We start from the raw sequence: 25,257 nt of genomic DNA, 5'->3' as shown, positions 1-25,257 counted from the left end.
TTGTCATACGCCGCCCGGGCCGCCTTGGATCACATCACAGGTCGAGAAAGGGATTGACCAGCAGTCCCACCAGCCCGGTCAGCTTCAGCGGCGCATCGGTCACCGCCAGGCACAGGCAGGTTTCGCTCCTGTCGGCCACCGGGCTGTGCACCAACTGCCGGTCCGCCATGGCCACGTCGCCACGGGCATAGCCCTGGCCCTGATCCGCGAAGCCACCTTGCAGCACCATGGTCAATTCCATGCCGCCATGACCGTGCTCGGGAACGGCGATCCCCGCCCCGATTCGCAGCAATCGAGCGCGGATGCCGCGCGCCTGCAGCAGAACGACCTGTTCGATGCCCGCCGCCAGACGCTTCCAAGGCAAGGCCTCCATCTCGGCGGGCAGATAGTCGCGCAAGGGAGCGGGCAGGCCGGGCGATCCCACGGCCGGGCGCCGCGGCTTGGGGGGTGACGGCGGCAGGTCCAGCCGGGCCAGGACCGAGGCCAACGCATCGGCGCCCAGATCGGCGGGGGGCAGGTCCTCGATCATGGCGCCGCCCAGGGTCTCGATCCGCGCGACCTCGGCCCGGCAACGCGGGCAGAGTGCCAGATGGGTCGCGACCAGCAGCGCCGACGCCTCATCCAGGGATCCGGCGCCATAGGCCACCAGCAACTCGTCCGTGGGATGAAAGGTGGCGCTCATGGCTGGTCGTCTCCCAGTTCCGACCGGATGCGTTTCATGGCGAGCCGCAGCCGGGACTTCACCGTGCCCAAGGGAATTTTCAGCCGAGCCGCGATCTCGGCATGGGGCGTGTCTTCGTAAAAGGACAAGGTCACCACTTCGGTCTGCTCCGCCGACAATCCACACATGGCGGCCCGGACGCGGCTTTCGCTTTGTTGTGTTGCCATGACTTCGTCGGCGCGCGGGGCCGGGTCAGGCACCAGTTCCGGATCATCCAAATCGATCTCGGGGCGTTTTTCCTTGCGCAACATGTCGATGCGCAGGTTACGGGCGACGGCGAAAATCCAGGTGCCGGCATTGGCCCGACCGGGATCGAAGGATGCCGCCTTGCGCCAGACCGCCAGCATGGCTTCCTGCGCCAGTTCCTCGGCCACCGCATCCTCAGTCCCAAGCTTGCGCATATAGGTCTTCAGACGCGGTGCGTAGTACTGGAACAACAAGGCAAAGGCCTGACGGTCGCCGGACTGCGCCACCGCCACCAATAACTCGCTCATTGGCGTCGCCCCGGTCTCGGGTTCGACGCTCCGGATCTGATCGGGCACGGCGCCCCCTTTTTCCTCCACGCGACGACGCATCATGTCGATCACATGAACATCATCGATAGAGCCGAAGGAAAAAGCCAGCGCCGAACCCATATCAGGCGCCATATCGCGGCATGTGGTCCACAACCGCCCTGATTTCGTAGGTCTCGGCCATCTGGCGCAACAGCGCGCTGGACTGTTTGCGGGAAACGGCGATGGCGCGCAGCATCGAGCACAGTTCCAACAGTTGCGCCTGGTTGGTGGCTGGAGCGGGCATCATGGGTCTCCTTCGTATTGAACACGACTGTCTTACGAAGGATTTCCCGCGGTGGATCACACCATGCCCGGAAACAAGCTATCAGCCGGTGTACAGAGAAGAACATCCTGGCTGACCTGCCTTGGGAAGCCTCCTCCGGCTTGACGGAGAGACCCGCCCGTCGTCGGCCGATGGGCGATCATCTCGCCAATCTTTTCCGGACAGCCAAGACCAGATCGGTGAAGCTTTCCATCGTCACCCGATCACTGGCCAGGAGTTGCCGGAACATGGGATCGCCGAACAGTTCGACCAGGGATGGCTCGGCCGCCCAGGCCTGGGCCGAAAGGCCGGACGCCGGGTCGAGGAGAACATTGCTTTGACAGTGGTGGAACATGGAGCACCTTGATCAGTCGTTTCCCTGGAACGGAAGCGAGGCGCGCCCGATTCGTCGCGAGCGGCCTCGATACCCGGATATTGCCTAGCGAAGCCCACCCGTGACGTGCAAGGTTTCGCCCGTGATGTAGGACGCATCGTCGGAGGCCAGGAACGCGACGACCGAGGCGATTTCCTCGGCCTTGCCGACGCGCGCCAGCGGCGTGACGCTCTCGACCCATTGCCGCATGTCGCCCTCGTGCAGGCCTGCCGCCACCACGCCTTCGGTGACGATCATTCCGGGGTTGACCGAATTGACCCGAATCTTGCGCGGCGCCAGTTCCTTTGACAGGACCGAGGTGATCGCGTCAACCGAGGCTTTGGTGGCGGTATAAACGGCGGTGTTGGCCGGGGCGATGGTCGAAACACCGGAGCTGATATTGACGATGGCCCCGCCGCCGACGGCGAAGTTCCGGACGGAGTGCTGCGAAACCAGAAGCAGTCCGAGAACATTGAGGTCGAACTGCCTGTGGAAATGCGCCGCCGTGATGCCGTCCAGCGGTGAAAACTCATAAACCCCGGCGTTGTTGACCAGGATATCGATAGGGCCCAGGGCCTTGACCGTGTCGGCAACCAGAATTTCCACCTGACCGGCATCGGTCAGGTTGCCGCGAATGGCGACGGCTCGGCCGCCTTGGGAGGTGATTTCGCCGACAATGCGATCCGCTCCGTCCTTGCCGGTACTGTAATTTACCGCGACGGCGGCGCCTTCGGCGGCGAGACGGACGGCAATGGCCGCGCCGATGCCCTTCGATGCCCCGGTAACCAGGGCGACCTTGCCCAGCAGGTTGTTGCTCATGATGTCTCTCTTTCGCGGCTGCGATCCACCCCGGGAGCGGGATGCTTCAATTGTTCGATATTATGGAACTATTGAAATCTGTCAAGCGCCCTGATAGACATCTCGTCATGGTTCGGTTCGTTCATCCGTCGCGTGACGACATCACGTTGGAAGGAGTGCTCATGGCTCTTTCCGATCCCATGCGCCTGCGCATCATCAGGAGCATGGTCAACCAGCAAGGCTGCATGTCCTGCACCGAGGCAGCCCCCTGTCCCAATATGGCCAAGTCGACTCTATCGAATCATTTCCGGGTCCTGCGTGAAGCCGGCCTGATCCATACGGAAAAAAGGGGAGTCGAGCATCGCAACATCGTCCGTCTTGACGATGTCGAGGCACGGTTTCCCGGATTGCTGAAGACCATCCTTGCTTTCTCCGACACAGAGGACAAAGAGCGTTGGCGGGCGCCGCCGCCCTGAAGAGCAAAGAGGCGTCGCTCCGGTGGCGCAAATGTGAATCTGGTTTTGGCCGGGCATGGCGAGCGAGCTAGACTGGTGCCATGCAGACCCATCTTCCCACCCTGCGACAGTTGCGTTACCTGGTGGCCCTGGCCGAGCACCGCCATTTCGGCCGCGCCGCCGAGGCCTGTTCCGCCACCCAGAGCACCCTGTCGGCAGGGTTGCAGGAGCTGGAAACCCTGCTGGGCACCACCTTGGTGGAGCGGACCAAGCGGCGGGTCCTGGTGACGCCGCTGGGCGAGGCGGTGGTGGCCCGCGCCCGCGAAGTTCTGCGCGGGGCCGAGGATATCACCGACATGGTCCGGGCGGCCGGACGACCGCTGGCCGGGCCGCTGCGCCTGGGGGTCATACCCACCATTGCGCCCTTCCTGCTGCCCTCCGCCCTGCCCGCCCTGCGCCGGACCTTTCCCGACCTGAAGCTGGTGCTGCGCGAGGATTTGACCGCCCGCCTGCTGGAACGGCTCGCCCGGGGCGAGTTGGATACCGCCTTGCTGGCCCTGCCTTATGACGCCCCGGACATGGAGATGCTGACCCTGGCCCGCGACCCCTTCGTGCTGGCCTGCCGCCCCGACGACCCGTTGGCGGCACGGGCCGATATCTCCGGGGGCGATCTCGCCGCCTCTCATCTGCTGTTGCTGGAAGAGGGGCATTGCCTGCGGGAGCACGCCCTGGCCGCCTGCTCCCTGGCCTCCACCAACCGGGGCGAGGATGTGATGGGCACCAGCCTGGGGACCCTGGTGCAAATGGTCGCGTCGGGTCTTGGCGTCACCTTGCTGCCGCGCCTGGCGGTGACGGCGGGCATCCTGCGGGGCACCGATCTAGTGACCCGGCCCCTGGCGGGGGATGGGGCGCGCTTCCTGGGATTGGTCTGGCGCAAGTCCAGCCCCCGGGCCAAGGAATTCGGCTTGCTGGGGCGAGCCCTGTTCGAGGGTCTGGATCAGTCGTAGCCGCGAACGGCAAGCTCTTCCGGGGTGTCGGCCACCAGTTGCAATGCCACCGTGCCGGTCTTGGTGCGGATCAGCAGTTCCAGGAACCAGGTCCCGTCATCAAGCTGCAGCGGCTGGGCGGTGCCGATATAGGTCACCCCTTCCACGTCCATGCTGATGGAATGGTTGTCGTTGAACGAAATGGCCGCGACCTTCATGGTCCCCAACTCCTAAACGGAAGCAGGGACAGGCTTGCTCAATCCGGCCGTCCGGTCAACCGCCGGAAACGCAACCATGAACCGACTTCCCTGCACAGGCTCGGATTCCACCCAGATCCTCCCGCCATGGGTGCGGACGATCTTCTGGCAGATGGACAGGCCGATGCCGGTTCCCTCGTATTCCGTCTCGGCATGCAGCCGCTGGAACATCATGAAGATGCGGTCGAAATATTTGGAATCGATGCCGATGCCGTTATCCTCGACCCACACCACCCACTCGCCGCCATCCTGGCGACAACCGACCCGGATCAGCGGGGCTCGGTCGGGGTGACGATATTTGATGGCATTGCCCAGCAGATTCTGGAACAGGCGGACCAGTTCACCACGGACGCCCATGACCATTGGCAATGTTCCCTCGACCTCCAGCCGGGCTTCGACATCCTGGCTCCCCAGGCCCAGATTGGCGGCGGCCTCGACCATCGCCTCGCCCAGGTCAACGATCCCGCGGTCCTCATTGGCCCGTCCGACCCGGGAATATTCCAGCAGGGCGAGAATCAGGGCATCCATGCGTTTGACCCCAGCCACCGCAAATCCGATGAACTCGGATTCGTCGGGATTGAGGCGGTCGGCCAGACTGCGGCCCAGCAAGGTGACATAGCTGCTGACCATGCGCAGCGGCTGGCGCAGATCGTGGGAGGCCACATAGGCGAACTGTTCCAGCTCGGCGTTGGAGCGCGCCAATTCCGCCGAGCGGGCGGCCAGTTCCGCCTCGAAGCGATTACGCTCGGTGACATCGACCACGATGGAGCTGAGATAGGGCCGCCCCCCCGCATGGAAGGGCGAGGAATAGACCTCCACGTCCCGAATCTCGCCCGAGGCCAGCCGGTGCTTGAAGCGCAGGAACATCCGTTCCTCCCGCTCCACCGCCGCCATCTCCTCCCGCACTTGCTGCGGTGGCAGGATATTGATGTCGGTGATGCGCAGGCTTTTCAGCATCTCGACGGGATAGCCGTAGAACAGGGCGGCGGATTCGTTGGCATCGACGATCATGCCGGTGGCGGGGTCCACCAGCAGCTTGACCGCCGGATTGTGATGAAATATCTGGCGATAGATCTCCTCGCGCTCGGCATTGGCCTGCTCGGCGGCATGGGCATCGGTCACATCGCGGCCGATGGTCTGAAAGCCCAGCAGCATGCCGATCTCGTCGAACTCGGCGGTGGTCCGCCACTCGATCCAGCGTTCGACCCCATCGCCGGGGCGCGGAACCTTGCGCAGATCCTCGTGGGTCGGCGATGACGGGGTCATCTCGGCCAATGCCGCCAGGATATCGGCCCGCATGGGTTCGGGCACCACATCGAGCCATTTCTTGCCCATCAGGACAGCCCGGGGCTGCCCGTGGAAATCGGCATAGGCCTGATTGAATGCCACCAGGGTGGTATCGGGCAGGTAACGGTGGATCAGGTCCTTCTGGCCTTCCACCAGCGTCCGATAGCGCTCCTCGCTGGCGATCAGGGCCGCTGCCGCCCGCGACTGGGCGCGATCACGACGGTCCAGCAGGGTGGCGATCATCGCCACCAGCAATGTGAAGGCCGCCCCGGCCACGGCGATGACCAGGGCGTTGAAGGTCCAGCGCCGCAGCGCCGCTTCCACGGTGACCCCCACCGAAACCACCACGGGATAGCGTTCCAAGGCGATATACGAGGCCATGCGCTTCTTGCCGTCGAACGCGCTCTCGGCGATGAAGGTTCCCGAGCGTGAGCGCGGCAACTGTTCCGAAAACAGCGGGCCGGTCCGGATGGATGCCACGGCATCGCTGGACTGGCCCGGAAGGCGAGCCAATACGTCGCCATTCAGATTGGCGATGACCGAGCGATCCACCTCCGTCGACATGACCCCGCCCAGCATATCCGTGAAGAATTCCGGATTGAGGACGGCGGCCACCGCGCCATCGAACGCGCCCGAGCGATCAAACAGCGGACGCAACGCCAGGATGCCGACCCGCCCGGTGGCGGTGCTGAGCAGCGGACTGGTAATGATCAGGCGGTCCTGCCCACCCCCGGTCCTCAGGTCCTGGAAATAGGAGCGGTGGCTGAGATCGGCACCTTCGAGGCTGGCGATGGTGGAAATGCGGACCACCCCCCCGGCGTCCAGCATGAACATATTGCGCAACTCGGTGAAGTCGGCCGAACGCACCCGCATCTGATTGATCAGGATGTCCCTGTGGACATCCTCCCTCGCCTGCAGGAGCGTAATGCTATCCTTCAACAGACGGTCGATGCCGAACAGGGTCCGATCCATGCGCTCGGCGACCACTCGGGTCAGGGAGGCGGTCAGCAGGGCACTGGTTCTGAGGGATTCCGCCCGTTCCCGCCAGACGAGCAGCCCCACCGCCACCCAGATGGATATCACCACCAGCAGCGACAGAATCAATGGATGGCTGGTGCGTGCCCGGCTGGTCAGATCAACCCCCCTCGATTTCTCCCATGGCCGACTGGAGGTAGTTGGGCAGGCCCATGGCCCCCACCAGGTCAAGCTGGGTTTCCAACCAGTCGATATGGTCTTCCTGTTCTTCCAGGATTTCGCCCAGTTCGTCGCGGGTGACGAAGTCCTGCTTGGTCTCGCAGGTGGCGATGGCGGCCACCAGGGCCTTGTGTCCGGCCTGGGCCATCTTGAGATCGCTTTCGAGGATTTCCGGCACCGTCTCGCCGATCATCAGCTTGCCCAGATCCTGCAGGTTCGGAAGACCTTCCAGGAACAAGATGCGCTCGATGACCTCGTCGGCCTCCTTCATCTCGTCGATGGACGCCTTGTAGATGGCCTTGCCCAGATCCTTGAAGCCCCAGTTCTTCAGCATGCGGGCGTGCAGGAAGTACTGGTTGATGGCGGCCAGCTGCACCTTGAGGATGGCGTTGAGGTGGGTGATGATGTCCTTGTCGCCCTTCATGACGCGCCTCCCGCGATATTGCCCGCCGCCGATTGCAGGTAATTCTGCAGGCCCATGCGCTCGATCAGGCCCAGCTGCTGCTCAAGCCACAAAGTGTGGTCCTGCTCGGTATCCTCGAGGATTTCAGCCAGGATGCGCCGCGTATCATAGTCGCGATTTTCCTCGCAATGGGCGATGGCCTCTTTCAGCTCCTTGATCACCGCCAGTTCCAGGTCCAGATCGGCCCGCAGCATGGATGGAACATCCTTGCCGATGGTCGGCGCCGGGCGCTTGGACAGGTCGGGCGTGCCTTCCAGGAACAAGATACGGCGGATCAGAAGATCGGCATGGCCGATCTCATCCTGGCGCTCGTGATCAATGCGCTCATATAGCCGATGGAAGCCCCATTCCTTGTACATGCGGGCATGCACGAAATATTGATCGGCCGCGACCAGTTCGCCCACCAGAAGATCGTTCAGGCGGGATATGACGCTTTTCTTGCCCTTCATGGCGGGAACTCCAGTTTGGAAGCTTTTCAAAGAGGCTATCACTCCCCCGGGGGAAGACAAGCGCCCTAGTCCCGCCGTAACCTTAGGACCCCAGATACTACACCGTTCGGATAGGGCATCAACGCTCGCGGCGCAAAATCCAGCGGGCGCTGTCGCCCGCCGGATTGACGGCGAAGCCATAGACCTTGCCATCGGCGGTCAGCACCCCTTCGAACACGAAAGCGGGGACGGCTTCGTCTCCCGCTTCCAGGCGCACGGTGCAGCCGGTCAGGCGGGTCACCTTGCCGTCGATGCGGGTGCCGGGCTTCCAGCCCAGGGCCTTGTTGATGTCGCTTTTCTGCTCCAGCCCGAAAGCGGCCTTGCCATCAGCGGCCCGGGTGAACTCCCAGCGGGAATGGGGCGCCACCCAGCGGCCCATCAGCCAATCACCCGAACTCGGCGCGGCGGTGTCGCAGATGGGCTCGGGATTGGGTTCGGGCGGTGGCGCCTTCGGCCCCTTGGGCAGGTCCTGGGCGAGGGAGGGCGAGGCCAGGGCCGCCAGCAGGCAGGCCAGGGAAAGCAGTGTGCGCAAGGGCGTCATTCCTTGTGGCGGGAGGCGGGAACATAGCCGCGATCGATCATGCAAGACGCCAGCGAGGCGTCGAAGCGCTTCTTGGCCTGGTGGCGATCGTAATCGCGAAAGGGGCTGCCACTGTCGCGGTCGTCCTCGCGCCAGCCCACATCGCGGTCGGCGTATCGGCGACAGGCGGAATAGTCGCTTTTCCACTGGTCCTTGGGCACGGTGGTGCTGGTCCAGGGAACCGAGGCGGCGCAGGCGGCCAGCGTCAACGCCACGAGCGGGGCAAGGAGTCGTTTCATGGCCCCATACCGCCATAATGACGGCCCGATGGCAAGACGGTCGGCCTTGGAACAATTCCGTTTTACCCTTTCGCGCACGAGTCTATACTCCGCCCGCTTTCGTGCTGCGACGCAGCACCAACCAGAACCATGGAGACCGGTAATGAGCGGCGAGTCGCTGAACGGAATGTATTTCGAGGAACTGTCGGTCGGCCAGTCGGCCATTTTCGCCAAGACCGTGACCGAGGCCGACATCGTCGCCTTCGCCGGCGTGTCGGGCGATTTCAACCCGGTCCATATCAACGAGGAATTCGCCAGCCAGACCATGTTCAAGGGCCGCATCGCCCATGGCATGCTGTCGGCGGCCTTCGTCTCCACCGTGTTCGGCACCAAGCTGCCTGGCCCGGGCTGCATCTATGTCTCGCAGCTGCTGAAGTTCAAGGCGCCGGTGCGCATCGGCGACACCGTCACCGCCCGGGTCGAGGTCACCGCCCTGGTGCCGGAAAAGAAGTTCGCCACCTTCAAGACCACCTGTTCGGTGGCGGGCAAGATCGTCATGGACGGCGAAGCCACCCTGATGGTCCCCTCCAAGGGCTGATCCCGAGCGTTCCCGGCCCCTCGGGGCCGGGAACATTCACGCGGCCTTGCGCTTCGGCCGGTAATGGAATACCCCTTGGGCCTTGGCTTTTCATGGGGTTCGGTTGTCGATGCGCCTTGTCCGGCATTGTGGCGAGTTCAAGCTTGAACACCGCGGCTGCGTGGTGGCGCTGGGCAATTTCGACGGCGTCCATCTCGGCCATCAGGCGGTGATCCTGACCGCCCGCGCCATCGCCGAAAAGGCGGGCGTCGCCCACGGCGTCATGACCTTCGAGCCCCATCCCCGCACCGTCTTCCATCCCGACCAGCCGCCCTTCCGGCTGACTCCCTTCCGGGTCAAGTCCCGCCTGATCGAGGCGCTGGGGGTGGATTTGCTGTTCCAGCAGCATTTCGACGCCGGTTTCGCCGGTATCACCGCCCAACAGTTCATCGACGAGCAACTGGTCCAGTGCCTGGGCGCCAGCCATGTGGTGGTGGGCTACGACTACGTGTTCGGCAAGGGCCGCCAGGGCACCGGCGCCTTCCTGCAGAAGGTGGGCGGCGAAAAGGGCTTCGGCGTTACCGTCATCCCGCCCGCCATCGCGCCATCGGGCGAGGTCTATTCCTCGACCCAGGTGCGCGAGTATCTGGTGGGTGGCCGCCCCGCCGACGCCGCCAAACTGCTGGGCCATTACTGGGAAGTGGAAGGCCGGGTCGAGCATGGCGATGCCCGTGGCGGCAAATTGGGCTTTCCCACCGCCAATCTGCGCCTGGACGAATACCAGCGCCCCGCCGCCGGGGTCTATGCGGTCCGCGCGGGCATCGACAAGGGCGGCGATACCGTCTGGCATGACGGCGTCGCCAATTTCGGCCGCCGCCCCACCTTCGACAAGACCGACGAACTGCTGGAAGTCCACCTGCTCGGCGTCGATGAGAATCTGTACGGCCGCCATCTGCGGGTGGCGCTGACCGACTACATCCGACCCGAACGCAAATTCGACGGCATCGATCAGTTGCGGGCTCAGATCGCCCAGGATATCGAGACCGGCCGCGCCCTGCTGGCGGGCCGCAAGTTCACCGCGAAATCCGGCCCCATGGTGCCGGTATCGCCCAACACCTGAGATTTCCCCCATGAGCGTCGACCTGAAAAGCACCGTCTTCCTGCCCAAGACCGACTTCCCCATGAAGGCGGGCCTGCCCGATCTGGAGCCCAAGTTGCTGGAGCGCTGGGCCAGGATCGGACTGTTCGACCGCCTGCGCGAGACGTCCAAGGGCCGGGAAAAGTTCATCCTTCACGATGGCCCGCCCTATGCCAACGGCAATCTGCATATCGGCCACGCGCTCAACAAGATCCTGAAGGATGTCATCACCCGGTCGCAGCAGATGCTGGGCAAGGATGCCGACTATGTGCCGGGCTGGGACTGCCACGGCCTGCCCATCGAATGGAAGATCGAGGAAAAGTACCGGGAAGCGGGCAAGGACAAGGACGAGATCGACATCGTCACCTTCCGCGAGGAATGCCGCCAGTTCGCCGCCAAGTGGATTGCCATCCAGAAGGAGGAGTTCCAGCGGCTCGGCGTCGTCGGCGATTGGGACCATCCCTATACCACCATGACCAACCACGCCGAATCGGTGATCGTGGCCGAGCTGGGCAAGTTCCTGATGGACGGATCGCTCTACAAGGGCGCCAAGCCGGTGCTGTGGTCGGTGGTGGAAAAGACCGCCCTGGCCGAGGCCGAGGTGGAATATCACGACCACACCTCCGTCACCATCTGGGTCAAGTTCCCGGTGGTCACCGCCAGCCATCCCGCCCTCGAAGGCGCCAAGGTGGTGATCTGGACCACCACGCCCTGGACCATGCCGGGCAACCGCGCCGTGGCCTATGGCGCCGAGTTCGACTATGTGGTGGTCGAGGTGGCAAGCTCGGACTCCCCCCTGGCCGTGGTCGGCGAGAAGCTGGTGGTCTGCGCCGATCTGGCGGAACAGGTGGCCAAGGACGCCAAATGCGTCTTCACCACCCTGGCCACCCTCAAGGGCGCCGAACTGGCCGGAACCATCGCGCACCATCCCCTGAAATTCCACCCCGACGCCAAGGGCGGCTATGACTTCGCCGTGCCGCTGCTGGCCGGGTCCTTCGTCACCACCGATACCGGCACCGGCTTCGTCCATATCGCGCCCGGCCATGGCGAGGACGACTGGCATCTGGGCAAGGAACATGACATCGCCATTCCCGACACGGTGCAGCCCGATGGCAAGTACTTCCCCCATGTGGCCATCTTCGCCGGGATGGAGGTGTTGAACCAGGGCAAGAACGGCAAGTATTACAGCCCCGTCGCCAAGCCGGTGATCGAGGCCATGACCGCCTGCGGCAATCTGCTGGCCCATGGCAAGGTCGAGCACTCCTATCCCCATTCCTGGCGGTCCAAGGCACCGTTGATCTTCCGCAACACGCCGCAATGGTTCATCTCCATGGAGAGCACGGGCCTGCGCGCCAAGGCGCTGGACGCCATCGCCGCCACCCGCTTCGTCCCCGACCAGGGTCGCAACCGCATCGGCTCCATGATCGAGAACCGCCCCGACTGGTGCGTGTCGCGCCAGCGCGCCTGGGGCGTGCCCATCGCCGTCTTCGTGGAAAAGGCCAGCGGCCAGCCCCTGCGCGACCAGGCGGTGGTCGACCGCATCGTCGAGGCCTTCAAGGCCGAGGGCTCGGATGCCTGGTTCACGTCGAAGCCCGAGCGTTTCTTGGGGCAGGGCCGCAAACCCGAGGACTATGATCAGGTATTCGACATCCTGGATGTCTGGTTCGATTCGGGCTGCACCCATGCCTTCGTGCTGGAAGGCGAGGAGTGGCCGCGCCTGTCCTGGCCCGCCTCGCTGTATCTGGAGGGCTCGGACCAGCATCGCGGCTGGTTCCATTCTTCCCTGCTGGAAAGCTGCGGCACCCGGGGCCGGGCGCCCTATGACGCGGTGCTGACCCATGGCTTCGTTCTGGACGAGCAGGGCCGCAAGATGTCCAAGTCGCTGGGCAACGTGGTCAGCCCCCAGGAAGTGGTGGGGGCACAGGGGGCCGACATCCTGCGGCTGTGGGTGGTGGGCTCGGACTATTCCGACGACCTGCGTATCGGCCCGGAAATCCTCAAGACCCAGGTCGATATCTACCGCCGCCTGCGCAACACGCTCCGCTATCTGCTGGGCGCCCTGGAGGGTTTCTCCGACGCCGAGGCGCTGCCGGTGGACCAGATGCCCGAGCTGGAACGCTGGGTTCTGCACCGGCTCCAAGAGCTGGATGGACAGGTCCGCGCCGCCTGCGACGGCTTCGCCTTCCATGGCCTGTTCACCGAGTTGCACAATTTCTGCGCCGTCGACCTGTCGGCCTTCTATTTCGATATCCGCAAGGATGCGCTGTATTGCGACAAGGCGGATTCCATCCGGCGCCGCGCCGCCCGCACCGTGTTCAATCTGCTGCTCGACACCCTGTGCAAGTGGCTGGCGCCCTTCCTCAGCTTCACCGCCGAGGAAGCCTGGCTGGCCCGCCATCCCTCCGAGACCGGCTCGGTCCATCTGGAACAGTTCCCCGAGATTCCCGCCGCGTGGCGCGATGATGCCCTGGCGGCCAAATGGGCCCGCATCCGCGAGGTTCGCCGGGTGGTCACCGGCGCCCTTGAGGTGGAGCGCGTCGCCAAGCGCATCGGTTCCAGCTTGCAGGCAGCGCCGCTGCTGATCGTGTCCAGCGATATCCATTGCCTGCTCGATGGCCTCGACATGTCGGAAATCTGCATCACCTCGGGCATGGTGGTGATTGACGGCATGCCCAAGCCCGAAGACTTCTCGCTGGCCGATGTTCCCGGCGTCTCGGTGGCCCCCCACCCGGCCCAGGGAGAGAAATGCCAGCGCTGCTGGAAGGTGCTGCACGAGGTCGGCACCGCCAGCCATCCCGGAACCTGCCACCGCTGCTCGGATGCCGTCGATGCTCACCAGCATGCGTAGGGGACTCGCCGCCGCCCTTCTGGTCATCGTCCTGGACCAGATCAGCAAGTGGTGGATCATGGAAAAGGTCATGCGCCCCGAAGGCGTGACCGGTACGCCGTTCTTCACGCCCGAACGGGTCACCATCACCCCGTTCTTCGATCTGGTGATGACCTGGAACCGAGGGGTCAGCTTCGGCATCGGCAATACCGATGGACCTTGGAATGCCCTGATCCTGTCGGTCCTGGCCGTGGTCATCGTCGTCTTCATGCTGTTCTGGCTGCGCAAGGCGGAAGGCCTCTTGCTCCAGATCGCCCTGGGAGGCATCATCGGTGGCGCGCTGGGCAATGTGGTCGACCGAGTCCGGTTCGGGGCGGTGGCCGATTTCCTGGATTTCCATCTGGCGGGGCAGCATTGGCCCGCATTCAACCTGGCCGATTCGGCTATCAGCGTCGGAGCGGCGATTCTCGTCTTCGACTCCTTGTTTGCCGGACGGGATTCGACTAAGAATTAGGGCCATGACACAGACACTTCGCTCCACCGGAAGACTCCTGCGCCTCGCCGTCATCGCCCTGGCGCTGCCGGTGGTGTTGTCCGCGTGCTCGGAAGCCAAGCGCGCCCTGGGTTACGAGAAGACGCCGCCGGACGAGTTCCAGGTGGTGGCCCGGGCGCCCTTGTCCATGCCGCCCGATTTCAGCTTGCGTCCACCCGCGCCCGGCGCCACCCGCCCGCAGGAAGGAACCACCCGCGAGCAGGCCCGCAGGATCATCACCGGCCAGCGTGGCTCCACTCCGATCTCCACCGAGAACCGGACCCAGGGCGATCTGGTGCTGCTCAAGCGCATCGGCGCCGATTCCATCCAGCCCGATATCCGAGTGCTGGTGAACAAGGAAACCCAGGCCCTGGCCGAGGCGGAAAAGAGCTTCTCCGACCGCATCGTGTTCTGGCGCAAGGCCGATCCGCCCGGCGTGGCGGTGGACCCCACCAAGGAAACCCAGCGGATTCGCGAGAATCAGGCCCTGGGCCGCTCGGTCTCCGAGGGCGACACCCCGCAGATCCAGCGCCGCAGGAAGGCCTGGCTGGAAGGCGTCTTCAACTAGACCGCGCTTGCGGCTGGCCCGATCGCCCCCATATCCATCCCATACTTCAATCAGTTGGTGGGCCGATGACCCTGTTCCGTCTGTGCGCCCTGTTCCTCGGACTGCTGCTGGCCGCGCCTTCCGCCCAGGCCCGCCTGTTCGATCCCGAAACCTTTATCTTGGCCAACGGCATGCAGGTGGTGGTGATCACCAACCGCCGCGCCCCCATTGTGAGCCATATGGTGTGGTACAAGGTGGGCGCCGCCGACGAGGTGGCCGGGAAAAGCGGCCTCGCCCATCTGCTGGAACACCTGATGTTCAAGGGCACGCCCACAGTGCCGCCCGGTGAGTTCTCCAAGATCGTCGCCCGCAATGGCGGCCGCGACAACGCCTTCACCTCGTCGGACTTCACCGGCTATTACCAGAACGTCGCCGCCGACAAGCTGGAACTGGTGATGCGCCTGGAATCCGACCGCATGCGCAATCTGGTGCTGGATGAAAAGAACTTCCGCACCGAATTGGCGGTGGTGCTGGAAGAGCGGCGCTCTCGGGTCGAGAACAACCCCGCCGCCCTGCTGGCCGAGCAGATGGAGGCGGTTCTTTATCTCAACAGCCCCTATCAACGCCCCATCATCGGCTGGGAGACCGAAATCGCCGGCCTGACCCTGGACGATGCCCTGGCCTTCTATCGCCGCTGGTACGCTCCCAACAACGCCACCCTGATCGTGGCGGGCGATGTGGACGCCGTCACGGTGCGTCCGCTGGCCGAGAAATATTACGGCGGCATCGAGACCTCGGTGCTGCCGCCGCGCGCCCGCCCCGAGGAGCCGCCCATCCGCGCGCCGCGCCGCATCAGCCTGACCGATGCCCGCGTCGCCCAGCCCGCCTGGATACGGCTTTATCTTGCCCCCAGCATTCGCGCCGGACAGTCCGATCTGGCCGAGCCGCTGGAAGTGCTGGCCGAGATCATGGGCGGCGGCTCCACCTCGCGTCTCTACCGCTCGCTGGTGGTGGATCGCAGCCTGGCCGCCTCGGCCAGCGTCTCCTACGATTCAACCGCCGTCGGCCAGACTTCGCTGCGCATCGGGGTGACGCCGCAACCGGGCGTGCCGCTGGATAAGCTGGAACCGCTGATCGACCAGGAAATCGCCGCCATCACCAAGGGCGCCATCACCACGGACGAGGTGGAGCGCGCCAAGGCCCGCCTGATCGCTTCCGCCGCCTATTCCCGCGATTCGCTGCATACCGGCGCCCAGACCCTGGGCCAGGCCCTGACCGTGGGCATGACGGTGGCGGAGGTCGAGGCTTGGCCCGAACGCGTCGCCGCCATCACCCCGGAACAGGTGGCCAGGGCCGCCGCCCTGGTGCTGGATGCGCGCGGCTCGGTCACCGGCCTGCTGCTGCCCGACCCCAAGGCGCCGCCCGGCGCCAAACCCGCCGCCTCGCCCCTGTCGGGTTTCCAGAAGGGAGTGCACTGAGATGTGGTCCCCCCGGAGCGCGGGCGCCCTGGCCCGCACCGTCACCGCGTTGGTCGCTCTCCTGCTGCTCCCCCTGCCCGCCCTGGCGGTAACGGTGGAGCGGGTCACCAGCCCCGGCGGCATCGAGGCCTGGCTGGTCCAGGACCATTCCAACCCCATCATCGCCATGGAGCTCGCCTTCAAGGGCGGCGCCGCCCTCGACCCCGCCGCCAAGCCGGGTCTGGCCTCCATGACCGCCGCCCTGCTGGACGAGGGGGCAGGCCCCCTGGATTCCCAGGCCTTTCAGCAGAAGCTGGAGGATCTGGTCATCACCCTGCATTTCGATGCCGGGCTGGATTCCTTTCGCGGTCACGTCAAGACCCTGACCACCAACCGCGACACCGCCTTCGACCTGCTGCGCCTCGCCCTGACCCAGCCGCGCTTCGACAAGGAGCCGGTGGAGCGCATTCGCGGCCAGATCATCGGCGGCCTGATGCGCGAAAGCCAAAGCCCCAATGCGGTGGCGGCGCGGCAGTGGTTCAAGACTATGTTCCCCGGTCACCCCTATGGCCGCTCGGCCCGGGGCGAGATCGAGACCATCAAGACCATCCAGAAGCCCGACATGAAGGCCCTGGTCCGCGAACAGTTGACCCGTGACCGGCTGGTGGTGGGCGTGGTGGGCGACATCACCCCGGCCGAGCTGGCGCGCTTGCTGGATGCCAGCTTCAGCGCCCTGCCCGCCAGCGGCACCGTCTCCCCGGTGGCGGAGACCTCCGCCAGCCGCGGCGGCGGCGTGAGCGTGATTCCCCGCGACAATCCCCAGACGGTGGCGGTGTTCGGCGCGCCGGGCATCAAGCGCGACGATCCCGACTGGTATGCCGCCTCGGTGATGAACTACATCCTGGGCGGCGGCGGTTTCGCCTCGCGCCTGACCGAGGAGGTTCGCGAAAAGCGCGGCCTTGCCTATTCGGTCTATTCCTATCTGTCGCCGCTGCGCCATGCCGGATTGATAGTGGGCGGCGTCGCCACCGAGAACAGCCGCTTCAAGGAATCCCTGGACCTGATCAAGGCGGAATTCCGCCGCATGCGCGAGACCGGCCCCACCGAGACGGAACTGGCCAATGCCAAGACCTATCTCAACGGCTCGTTCCCGCTGCAACTGGATTCCACCGAGGCGGTGGCGGGCCTGCTGGTCCAGATGCAGATGGATCAGTTGCCCCCCGATTTCCTCGACCGCCGCGCCGCCCTGATCGAGGCGGTGGGCATGGACGACGTCAAGCGCGCCGCCGCCCGGCTGCTGGACCCCGAAACCCTGACCTTCGTGGTGGTGGGCAAACCGGCGGGATTTTAGCTCCGCCTCGCCATTTCCCGCACCAGCGGCAGGAACTCGGCCACCACCGCCTCGTAGAGCGGGCGCTTGAAGCCGACGATCAGTCCCGGCGTCTCGGCCAGGTCCATCCAGCGCCAACGGCAGAATTCGGGATGCTCGGTGTCCAGGTCGATATCGGAATCGGTGCCGGTGAAGCGGGCCAGGAACCACTTCTGCTTCTGGCCGCGATATTTGCCCTTCCACACCTTGTCGGCGATATCGGGCGGCAGGTCGTAGCCGATCCAGTCGGCGGATTCGGCCATGATCTCGGCCTTGTCGGTGCCGATCTCCTCCTTCATTTCGCGCAGCGCGGTGGCGCGCGGGTCCTCGCCCTCGTCGATGCCGCCCTGGGGGAACTGCCAGGCGTCGCCGGGGGTGTCCACCCGCTGGGCGACGAAGACCAGCCCCTGGGCATTGACCAGTACCAACCCGATGCCGGGGCGGTAGGGCCGCTCGGCATAGGGCAGCGACGGTTTCTTGGCCTTGTCCTTGTGCTTGCTCATGACTTCCCCGCGCTTGCCGCCTGTTGCACCACGGTCGAGGCCGGGGCCAGCACCAGATTCTGCCCGTCCAGGTCGTTGATCCAGGCCATCAGGCGATGGAAGGACAGCGGCCGGGCATTGACCACCGCTACCGCCTGGCCCTTGGTGCGGGCCTGGATGCTGACCTGATTGAGACGCATGTCGATGGCTTCCTTGAACGGATCCGTATCCACCACGCCCACCACCCGGGCCAGCGGCGGCGCCCGGTCGGCGGCGGCGGTGCCGTCGCCGAGATAGAGCAGGCCGTGTTCCTTGAGCGCCGCCAATGTGCCGCCCATCAGCGGCGAGGCGCCATAGACGCCGCCCAGCGAGATCACGCCGGAATAGCCCTGGGCCTTGGACAGCACGTTTTCCAGCCGGGTCAGGTTGACCTCGGGCGACAGGGCCGAGATCAGCCCCAGCGGTCCGGGATCGCGGCTGGGATAGCCGGGACCTTCGGCAGGCAGCATCAGCAAGACTTCATGGCCGAAATCGCGGGCCTTCTTGATCCACTTGTCCAGGCTGGGAGCATAGGGGCTGAAGGCCAGGGTCACCTCGGGCGGCAGCTTGGCGATGGCGGCCTCGGTGGCGGTCTTGTCCAATCCCAGATCCATCACCACCACCGCCACCTTGCCCTTGTCGGCGGGACCCGACCACGGCCGGGCATAGACCTGCCAGGGCTGGCGGCCATCGGGACTGGGATAGGGCAGGTCGCCCACCTGGGTCTTGCGCAGCAGTTCCTTCACCGGCGCCAGCAGCAACGGCTTCATCTCGCCCTTGGGGGTGGCCAGGGTGTCGAAGCTGGGCGGCTGCTTTTCCGCCGAACGCGGCGAGGGCTGCGACGGAATGCCGGTCGCATCCAGAACCGGCGTCTTGGGGGCGGTGGCCAGGGGCTTGGACGATCCCGCCTCCAGCCGGGCCAGTTCGTCATCCACCGGCGCGGCGGGGGCCGACGCGGGCGGCGGCGCGGCAGCCGGTGTCGGCGCCTGGGCGGGCGGGGCATCCGGATTGACCGGCGCCGCCGTGTCGGGGCGCGGGCTTGGCGCCGCGTCGGGATGGTCGGGGGGCGGGGTGTCGTCGGGGATGGCCTTCAGCATCTCGCCCGAGGACGCGGACCCGCCCACGGCGCCGGGGGGCGTCAGCAAGCCGCCGCCCCGCCCAGCCTCGGGGGCGGACTTGGCGGCATCGCCGAAACCGGGCAGGGCCATGCTTAGCTTGGGGGGCGATTCACCGATATCGAGCAGGCCGATCAGGTCGCGGGCTTCGAAGGCGGTGGCGAGATAGACGGCGCCGCCCAGGCCGCCGCCCAGCACCAGCACCAGCAGCCCCATCAGGAACGGCTTGAAATTGATCGGCTTCTTTTCCACCGGTTCGTCGACGACGATCTCGAACGAAGGCTCCTCGTCCAGTTCGTCGAGATCGTCGTGACGGTCCGATGCCATGACCGGCGGACCCTACTTGGCGGCCGGGCGATAGACCGACAGGCCGCGCAACAGGTCCAGGGCCCGGGCCAGTTGGTAATCCTGGGCGGGATCCCCCAGCTTGATGGGCTGCTTGGGCGCGTCCGGCTTGGCATCGGGGCCGGCCGGCGCGGTGGTGGTGGCGGGCGGAGCCTGCTCGGCGGGCTTGTCGGCGGGCTTGTTGTCCTGGGACTTGTCCGGGGCGGGCGCCTTGGTGCCGTTGGGATTGGGCAGGGCCTTGCGCAACGACGCCTCGGAGCGGCGTTCGCGCTCGGGGCCACCGATGGGCTCGACCTTGGACTGCTGCACCTTGATGTCGGGCTCGATACCCACCGCCTGGATGGAGCGGCCCGACGGCGTGTAGTAACGCGCCGTGGTCAGCCGCATGGAACCGTGGCCGGGCAGCGGAATCAGGGTCTGGACCGAGCCCTTGCCGAAGGACCGGGTCCCCATGATCACCGCCCGCTTGTGGTCCTGCAACGCACCGGCCACGATTTCCGAGGCCGAGGCGGAGCCGTCGTTGACCAGCACCACCATGGGCAGGCTGTCGGCGATATCGCCCGAGCGAGCGTTGTAGCGCTGGGTGTCCTCGGGACGGCGCGAACGGGTCGAGACGATCTCGCCCTTTTCCAGGAAGGCGTCGGAGACCGCCACCGCCTGATCCAGCAGACCGCCGGGATTGTTGCGCAGGTCGAGCACCACGCCGGTGGCGGGCTTGCCGATATCCTTGCGCACATTGGCGAAGATGCGCTTCAGGTCGTCGGTGGTGGTGGCGCTGAACTGGGAGACGCGGATATAGGCGATGTCGCCCTGGGCGTTGCCCTTCACGGTCTGCACCTTGATGACGGCGCGGGTCAGCTTGACGTCGAACGGATTCTCGACGCCCTGGCGGCGCACCGTCAGCTTGATGTCGGTGTTGACGATGCCGCGCATGCGGTCCACCGCCTCGGACAGGGACAGGCCCTGGACCGGATCGCCGTCCAGATGGGTGATGAAGTCGCCCGGCTGCAACCCGGCGCGATAGGCGGGGGTGTCGTCGATGGGCGAGACCACCTTGACCCAGCCGTTCTCCATGGTGACCTCGATACCCAGGCCGCCGAATTCGCCACGGGTCTGGATCTCCATGTCCTTGGAGTTCTTGGGATTGAGATAGGCCGAATGGGGGTCGAGCGAGGTCAGCATGCCGTTGAGCGCCGCCTCGATCAATTCCTCGTCATTGACCGGCTCGACATATTCCGATCGCACCTTGTCGAAGACTTCGGCGAACAGGTCGAGAAGCTTATAGGTTTCCTTGCGTTCCGCAGCCGCCACCGAAACGGGGGTCAGAGCCGTCGTCGACAGCAGGGTGAAGGTTCCCGCCGCGATCAGAATCTTGCGAATCATCCACTAGCCTTACTTTTTTGTGCCGTGAGCCAAGGCAACGGGTTGACCGGCTGGCCAGCGTGGCGCAGCTCGACATAAAGGGTGGGCTTGGCGTCGTCGTCCTGCCCCATCACGCCGACGGGCTCTCCCGCGGCGAGTCTCTGGCCGACCGGGCAGTCGACCTGGGCCATCCCCGCGAGGAGCGTATGATAGCCTTCGCTGTGTTCGATGATCAAGAGCAGGCCATAGCCCCGGAACGGCCCGGCGAACACCACCTGCCCGTCGAAGGGCGCGATGACCTGCGCACCCTTGCGGGTCTGGATGGTGATGCCCTTGGAGACATGGCCCACATCATTGGTCTGGCCGTAGCTGCCCACCAGCTTGCCGCGCGCCGGATAGGGCAGCTTGCCATGGGCCTGGCTGAAGGGTTTGTCGCCCCGCACCGGCCGGGAGGCGGCGGCCTCGCGCGAGGCCTTGTCGGCATCCTGGGTGGCCTGCTGCGCCGCGATCTGCTTTTCCTTGGCCTCGGCCTGGGCCTTCAGTTCGGCCTCGTGGGCCGCCCTGGCCTGGGCCAGTTCGCGCTCGCGCGCCGCCGCCGCCGCCTGCTGCTGGGCCTTGGCCTGGGCCAGTTCCGCCTCGCGCGCCGCTTTTTCCGCCGCCAGTTCGGCCTCGCGGGCGATACGCCGCGCCTGGGCCTCGGCCTCGCGCGCCGCCCGCTCGGCGGCGGCCTTGGCGGCGGCCTCGGCCAGACGGCGCTCGCGCTCCTGTTCCAGCCGTGACAGCAGGTCGCGCAAATCCTCGGCCTGCCCCGCCAGTTCGCGCAGGCGCAGTTCGGCGGCGCGGCTTTCCTGCTCGGTCTCGCGCTGGACCGAGCTTTTGCGCTCGAACATGTCCTTGAGGCGGAGATGGTCGTCTTCCAGCCGTCCGGCGGCCGAGGCGATGCGCTTTCGCTGTTCGCCGATATCCGAGCGCAGCCGCGTCACCTGATCGATCTCCACCTTGAGATCGCGCGCCGACTGCTCGATCTGGGGCACGGCGGCCCGCAGCAGGATGGCCGAGCGCACGGTGTCGGCGGGGCTTTGCGGCTGGGCGATCAGCGCCTCGGTGGGGCGCCAGGCCAGCCGCTGCAGGGCGGTCAGCACGCCGACCATCTGCTGCGAGCGGCGCCCCAGGGCCTGGGAGCGGCTGAGTTCGCGGGCGCGCAGGTCCTCCAGTTGGAGTTCCATCTCGGAGAGCAGTTCCTCGTTCTCCTGGGCGGCGCGGGCGGCCTTGACCATGTCGGAGCGCAGCCGGGCGGTTTCGTCGGCCAGGGCGGCGGCCTTGGTCTTGATCTCGTCATGCTCGGCCCGCGAGCGTTCCAACTGCTGTTCCAGCTCGTGCAGGCGCTGGCCGGCATCCACCGGCCGGTCCCAGTTGGCCGACGCCTCCCCACACCCGGCCAGGACCAGGATGGTGGCAAACGCGAGGCGACACAGGACCCTGACCATGGGAAATGCAGTGGATCAGCCGGAAGGAACCACATAAGAGCACAGATGGGTTAAGGATCCCCTATTCCGCCGCCCGCGCCCCTTGGGCATCGGGAACCAGCAGCGAATGGCCGCTCATCTCGGCGGGCTGGTCCAGTCCCAACAGCGCCAGCAGGGTGGGCGCCACATCGGCCAGCCGCCCATTGCCCAGGCCGGACACTCCGGCGGGCGGACAGACCAGCACCGCCGGAACCGGTCCGGTGGTGTGGGCGGTATGGGGCTGGCCGGTTTCGGGGTCGGTCATCTGCTCGGCATTGCCATGATCGGCGGTGACCAGCATGACGCCGCCCGCCGCCTTGACGGCGGCTTCCAGCCGCCCCAGGCAGGCATCCACCGTCTGGGCGGCGGTGATGGCGGCCTTCAGGAAGCCGGTATGGCCGACCATGTCGCCATTGGCGTAATTGGCCACCACCACGTCGAAGGCGCCGGAAGCGATGGCCGCCACCAGCTTGTCGGTGACCTCCACCGCGCTCATCTCGGGCTGGAGGTCGTAGGTCGCCACCTTGGGGCTGGGCACCAGGATGCGTTCCTCGCCGGGAAACACCATCTCGCGGCCGCCGTTGAAGAAGAAGGTGACATGGGCGTATTTCTCGGTCTCGGCGATGCGCAACTGCTTGAGGTCGGCGCGGCTCAGCACCTCGCCCAGGATATTCGACAGCGATTCCGCCGGGAACAGGGCGCCGAGGAAGGCGTTGAGGTCCTTGGAATACTCGGTGAGGCCCAGGCGGACGGCGAAATCCACCCGGCGGGCGGGCTTGAAGCCGTCGAAGCCGGGGTCCACCAGACAGGCCAGGATCTCGCGCGCCCGGTCGGCGCGGAAATTGCCCATCAACAATCCGTCGCCATCCTTCATGCCGCCATAGCCGTCGATGACGGTGGGCAGCACGAATTCGTCGGTCTTGCCCGCCGCATAGGATTGCTCCACCGCCGCCAGGGCGGAGGCCGCCCGCTCGCCCTTGGCTTCCACCAGGGCGTCATGGGCCAGCACCACCCGGTCCCAGCGCTTGTCGCGGTCCATGGCGTAATAGCGGCCCGAGACCGTGGCGACGAAGGCGTCATGGCCCTTGATATCGGCCTCGAACCGGGCCAGGAACTCCTTGGCCGAACTGGGCGGCACGTCGCGGCCATCCAGGAAGGCATGCACGGCGACGCGCACGCCCGCATCGGCGATGGTGCGCGCCAGCGCCGCCAGATGATCCTGGTGGGAATGGACGCCGCCGGGGCTCAGCAGCCCCATCAGGTGGCAGGTGCCGCCCCGCGCCTTGACCTTGGCAATCAGGTCCAGCAGCCCCGGATTGGCCGCCAGCGAGCCATCGGCCACGGCGGTGTCGATGCGGGGCAGGTCCTGCATCACCACCCGGCCGGCCCCCAGATTCATGTGCCCTACCTCGGAATTGCCCATCTGGCCGTCGGGCAGCCCGACCTGAAGGCCGGAACTGGCCAGCAGCGCATGGGGATAGTCGGCCAGGAAGCGGTCCCAGTTGGGAGTGTCGGCCAGGGCGATGGCGTTGTCGGTGGTATCTTCCCGCCAGCCCCAGCCATCGAGGATGCACAGGACCACGGGACGGGGACGGGAATTGGGATGGGACGGGGACGACATGGCGGCGCAACCCAGGGCTGGAGCGGAAGAATGGTGGGGCTAAACTATACCGGAACCCGCGTTTCAGGTCACGGAACGGTTTGCGGCAGACGGTCCTTCCAGGCCTGGGGCAGTGGCGTCAGCGCCAGACGGCGGGCATGATGCCAGAAAGCCGACAGCATCAGCAGGGCGGAACCGATCACCAGGGCGGTCAAGGCCAGGCTGGACTCCACCGAACCGGCGGCCTTGAACAGTTCGGCGGCGGCGTAAAGCACATAGGCCAGGGCCGAGACCAGCAGGGCGCGGCGGTCCACCACCAGGGCGACGGCCGCCAGGACCACATAGATGGCCACCGCCGCCAGCGCCGCCCGCGTGCCGGTATCCGAGCCGCCCAGGGCGGAATAGGCGGGATGCACGATCATGGGCGCCGCCGCCAGATGCAGCCAGAAGGCCACGTCGGAACGCCGGGTGCGGCGCTCGCGGTCGCGCATGTCCCAGTGCATGGCCAGCGAGAACAACCCCAGCCCCGCCAGGAACAATAGAATCTGGACATGGTCGCTCAGGGCAGGAACCAATCCCACCCCCAGGGCCAACAGCGCTCCGGCGGCGGCGCAAGCCCCGGCGGCAACGGTGATGGGAACCCGGAAGCGGAGCCAATGCCCCCAGGCGGCCAGGGCGGACAGGGCGGCGCATCCGGCCACGGCCGTGCCCCCCTTCTCGAAACTGTCGAGACCCACCAGCGACAGGGCGGCGGCGAACACCCCCAGGACAAAGGCCAGCAGCAGGGCGATGCTGGGCAGGGCCATGCGGCGCTTGCGGGTGAAATACTCGGCGAAGCCCCAACTGAACGCGGCAACGGCGCCGCCCCCCAGGGCCGGATGGGACTTGTTCAGCAGCCAGCCCAGGGCGACCAGCAGCAATACGGCGGCGATGGTCACGAACAGGTCGTTGAAGCTGGTGATGAGGCGCAGATTTTCCTCGTCCACCGTCGCCGGGACATGCCTTTGGGACATGAAATCGCGAAAGGCCGTGGCGGTGGCGGCGGGCATCACCCCGGCCTTGACCGCGGCATCGAGATCATCATCACTATACATCGCAAATCCTTGGGAGAGAGGCGGGGTTCGGCCTATTTCTTCGGCTTGCCCTTGGGCATGCGCGATTCCATCAGGGCGAACAGCTTGGTGTCGAACAGGAAGATCATGACGCCCTCGTCGTCTTCCTTCATCTGGCCCTCATTGGTGCCGTTGAGCCAGCGGATGAAATAGGAAACCTTCTGCGCGGGCGCCCCCCAGCGCTCGGTCAGGAAGGCCGCCGTCTTGTCGAAATTGTCCTTGGGCTGACGGGCGACGATCTGGAAGATGCGCTGGATTCCGGCCTCGTCCTCGATGGTCATGAACCAGAATTCGGTCTGCACTCCGGCCAGGTTGACCGGACGCACCACCCATTTGTTCTTGCCCTCTTCCAGGAAGATGGCGCAACGATCGACCCCGGCGGCCTGCATGGCGCCGGGAAGAATCAGATGGGTGTGCTCGGCGCCCGGCGGCTTGTCCTGATCCTTGCCGCAGATCAGCTTGGCATTGGCGGGCAGCGACGCGAAGCGCAACTGGTTGAGGCGCATGCCGAGCTGCGCCTGGGCGATTTCCAGCGGCCGGGTGGATTGGGCCAGGGCCGGTTCGGCCGCCGCCAGCAACAGCAAGGCGGCCATCACAATGAGAAGACGCATGGG

At 65.9% G+C, this 25,257-nt stretch carries 27 protein-coding genes; 9 read left to right on the top strand and 18 right to left on the bottom strand.

From position 1 onward, the window contains the following. Positions 1-34: 34 nt before the first annotated feature. The 5 genes from A6A04_RS07315 to A6A04_RS07300 all read right to left on the bottom strand — a co-directional run bounded on the left by A6A04_RS07315 (position 35) and on the right by A6A04_RS07300 (position 2,729). Positions 35-682: a ChrR family anti-sigma-E factor gene (locus A6A04_RS07315; RefSeq protein ID WP_068491357.1), complete on the bottom strand. Its 648-nt coding sequence runs from the start codon at positions 680-682 to the stop codon at positions 35-37. Then, positions 679-1,299 (bottom strand): sigma-70 family RNA polymerase sigma factor, encoded by a 621-nt coding sequence (locus tag A6A04_RS07310; protein WP_245651111.1) that lies wholly within the window; start codon positions 1,297-1,299, stop codon positions 679-681. The genes A6A04_RS07315 and A6A04_RS07310 overlap by 4 nt, the downstream gene beginning before the upstream one ends. Positions 1,300-1,357: 58 nt before the next feature. Then, positions 1,358-1,522, bottom strand: coding sequence for a hypothetical protein (locus A6A04_RS22245; protein ID WP_156612506.1), 165 nt, complete (start codon positions 1,520-1,522; stop codon positions 1,358-1,360). Between the two features lie 175 nt (positions 1,523-1,697). Further along, a complete protein-coding gene (locus A6A04_RS07305) occupies positions 1,698-1,892 on the bottom strand; it encodes a hypothetical protein (protein ID WP_068491355.1) in 195 nt (64 codons plus the stop codon). An 84-nt stretch (positions 1,893-1,976) separates the two neighbouring features. Then, entirely contained in the window at positions 1,977-2,729 is a 753-nt protein-coding gene (locus A6A04_RS07300) for an SDR family NAD(P)-dependent oxidoreductase (RefSeq protein ID WP_068491353.1), read from the bottom strand. A gap of 161 nt (positions 2,730-2,890) precedes the next feature. Between A6A04_RS07300 and A6A04_RS07295 the strand changes: the two genes are divergently transcribed. Both A6A04_RS07295 and A6A04_RS07290 read left to right on the top strand, forming a co-directional pair. After that, positions 2,891-3,184 (top strand): ArsR/SmtB family transcription factor, encoded by a 294-nt coding sequence (locus tag A6A04_RS07295; protein WP_245651110.1) that lies wholly within the window; start codon positions 2,891-2,893, stop codon positions 3,182-3,184. Between the two features lie 80 nt (positions 3,185-3,264). Continuing rightward, complete coding sequence (locus A6A04_RS07290; protein ID WP_068491351.1) at positions 3,265-4,170, top strand: hydrogen peroxide-inducible genes activator; 906 nt, start codon at positions 3,265-3,267, stop codon at positions 4,168-4,170. Here A6A04_RS07290 and A6A04_RS07285 read toward each other — a convergent pair. The 6 genes from A6A04_RS07285 to A6A04_RS07260 all read right to left on the bottom strand — a co-directional run bounded on the left by A6A04_RS07285 (position 4,161) and on the right by A6A04_RS07260 (position 8,657). After that, the gene (locus tag A6A04_RS07285; protein ID WP_068491348.1) at positions 4,161-4,367 is read right to left on the bottom strand and encodes a hypothetical protein; all 207 of its coding nucleotides are present in this window, start codon (positions 4,365-4,367) and stop codon (positions 4,161-4,163) included. The genes A6A04_RS07290 and A6A04_RS07285 overlap by 10 nt on opposite strands. Positions 4,368-4,379: 12 nt before the next feature. After that, a complete protein-coding gene (locus A6A04_RS07280) occupies positions 4,380-6,797 on the bottom strand; it encodes a PAS domain S-box protein (protein ID WP_245651109.1) in 2,418 nt (805 codons plus the stop codon). 31 nt (positions 6,798-6,828) lie between these two features. Then, positions 6,829-7,311, bottom strand: coding sequence for a bacterioferritin (gene bfr, locus A6A04_RS07275; RefSeq protein ID WP_068491346.1), 483 nt, complete (start codon positions 7,309-7,311; stop codon positions 6,829-6,831). After that, positions 7,308-7,799, bottom strand: a complete 492-nt coding sequence (gene bfr, locus A6A04_RS07270) for a bacterioferritin (RefSeq protein ID WP_068491343.1) — start codon at positions 7,797-7,799, stop codon at positions 7,308-7,310. Before bfr (A6A04_RS07270) ends, bfr (A6A04_RS07275) begins: the two co-directional genes overlap by 4 nt. Before the next feature lie 118 nt (positions 7,800-7,917). Continuing rightward, on the bottom strand, positions 7,918-8,370 hold the full coding sequence (locus tag A6A04_RS07265; protein WP_245651108.1) for a hypothetical protein: 453 nt from the start codon (positions 8,368-8,370) through the stop codon (positions 7,918-7,920). Positions 8,371-8,375: 5 nt separating this feature from the next. Then, the gene (locus A6A04_RS07260) at positions 8,376-8,657 is read right to left on the bottom strand and encodes a hypothetical protein (RefSeq protein WP_068491340.1); all 282 of its coding nucleotides are present in this window, start codon (positions 8,655-8,657) and stop codon (positions 8,376-8,378) included. A gap of 142 nt (positions 8,658-8,799) precedes the next feature. Between A6A04_RS07260 and A6A04_RS07255 the strand changes: the two genes are divergently transcribed. The 7 genes from A6A04_RS07255 (at position 8,800) to A6A04_RS07225 (ending at position 17,065) form a co-directional block, all read left to right on the top strand. Beyond that, on the top strand, positions 8,800-9,234 hold the full coding sequence (locus A6A04_RS07255) for a MaoC family dehydratase (protein ID WP_068491338.1): 435 nt from the start codon (positions 8,800-8,802) through the stop codon (positions 9,232-9,234). Between the two features lie 109 nt (positions 9,235-9,343). Beyond that, on the top strand, positions 9,344-10,333 hold the full coding sequence (locus A6A04_RS07250; protein WP_068491336.1) for a bifunctional riboflavin kinase/FAD synthetase: 990 nt from the start codon (positions 9,344-9,346) through the stop codon (positions 10,331-10,333). 10 nt (positions 10,334-10,343) lie between these two features. After that, positions 10,344-13,199, top strand: coding sequence for an isoleucine--tRNA ligase (ileS, locus tag A6A04_RS07245; RefSeq protein ID WP_068491334.1), 2,856 nt, complete (start codon positions 10,344-10,346; stop codon positions 13,197-13,199). Further along, complete coding sequence (lspA, locus tag A6A04_RS07240) at positions 13,180-13,692, top strand: signal peptidase II (RefSeq protein ID WP_156612505.1); 513 nt, start codon at positions 13,180-13,182, stop codon at positions 13,690-13,692. Before ileS ends, lspA begins: the two co-directional genes overlap by 20 nt. 4 nt (positions 13,693-13,696) lie before the next feature. Beyond that, on the top strand, positions 13,697-14,278 hold the full coding sequence (locus tag A6A04_RS07235) for a DUF3035 domain-containing protein (RefSeq protein ID WP_068491331.1): 582 nt from the start codon (positions 13,697-13,699) through the stop codon (positions 14,276-14,278). 65 nt (positions 14,279-14,343) lie between these two features. After that, complete coding sequence (locus tag A6A04_RS07230; protein WP_068491329.1) at positions 14,344-15,735, top strand: M16 family metallopeptidase; 1,392 nt, start codon at positions 14,344-14,346, stop codon at positions 15,733-15,735. Between the two features lies 1 nt (position 15,736). Next, positions 15,737-17,065 carry a M16 family metallopeptidase gene (locus A6A04_RS07225; protein ID WP_068491327.1) on the top strand — a complete coding sequence of 443 codons (1,329 nt, stop codon included), beginning with the start codon at positions 15,737-15,739 and terminating at the stop codon, positions 17,063-17,065. Here A6A04_RS07225 and A6A04_RS07220 read toward each other — a convergent pair. From A6A04_RS07220 to A6A04_RS07190, 7 genes are all read right to left on the bottom strand, one after another. Further along, entirely contained in the window at positions 17,062-17,586 is a 525-nt protein-coding gene (locus A6A04_RS07220; protein WP_068491325.1) for an RNA pyrophosphohydrolase, read from the bottom strand. The genes A6A04_RS07225 and A6A04_RS07220 overlap by 4 nt on opposite strands. Next, on the bottom strand, positions 17,583-19,046 hold the full coding sequence (locus A6A04_RS07215) for a divergent polysaccharide deacetylase family protein (RefSeq protein ID WP_068491323.1): 1,464 nt from the start codon (positions 19,044-19,046) through the stop codon (positions 17,583-17,585). Before A6A04_RS07215 ends, A6A04_RS07220 begins: the two co-directional genes overlap by 4 nt. 12 nt (positions 19,047-19,058) lie before the next feature. Beyond that, positions 19,059-20,447, bottom strand: coding sequence for a S41 family peptidase (locus A6A04_RS07210; RefSeq protein WP_068491321.1), 1,389 nt, complete (start codon positions 20,445-20,447; stop codon positions 19,059-19,061). After that, the gene (locus A6A04_RS07205; protein ID WP_068491320.1) at positions 20,444-21,913 is read right to left on the bottom strand and encodes a murein hydrolase activator EnvC family protein; all 1,470 of its coding nucleotides are present in this window, start codon (positions 21,911-21,913) and stop codon (positions 20,444-20,446) included. Before A6A04_RS07205 ends, A6A04_RS07210 begins: the two co-directional genes overlap by 4 nt. Positions 21,914-21,974: 61 nt before the next feature. Next, complete coding sequence (gene gpmI, locus A6A04_RS07200) at positions 21,975-23,552, bottom strand: 2,3-bisphosphoglycerate-independent phosphoglycerate mutase (protein WP_068491317.1); 1,578 nt, start codon at positions 23,550-23,552, stop codon at positions 21,975-21,977. 68 nt (positions 23,553-23,620) lie between these two features. Continuing rightward, positions 23,621-24,625: a hypothetical protein gene (locus A6A04_RS07195; protein ID WP_068491315.1), complete on the bottom strand. Its 1,005-nt coding sequence runs from the start codon at positions 24,623-24,625 to the stop codon at positions 23,621-23,623. 32 nt (positions 24,626-24,657) lie between these two features. Continuing rightward, the gene (locus tag A6A04_RS07190) at positions 24,658-25,254 is read right to left on the bottom strand and encodes a hypothetical protein (RefSeq protein WP_068491313.1); all 597 of its coding nucleotides are present in this window, start codon (positions 25,252-25,254) and stop codon (positions 24,658-24,660) included. Positions 25,255-25,257 lie beyond the last annotated feature (3 nt).

It is taken from the genome of Paramagnetospirillum marisnigri (assembly GCF_001650715.1).
In the GTDB taxonomy this organism is placed as follows: Bacteria; Pseudomonadota; Alphaproteobacteria; order Rhodospirillales; family Magnetospirillaceae; genus Phaeospirillum; species Phaeospirillum marisnigri.
Note: the sequence above shows the minus strand (reverse complement) of the source record. Positions and strands in the feature narration are given on the sequence as shown.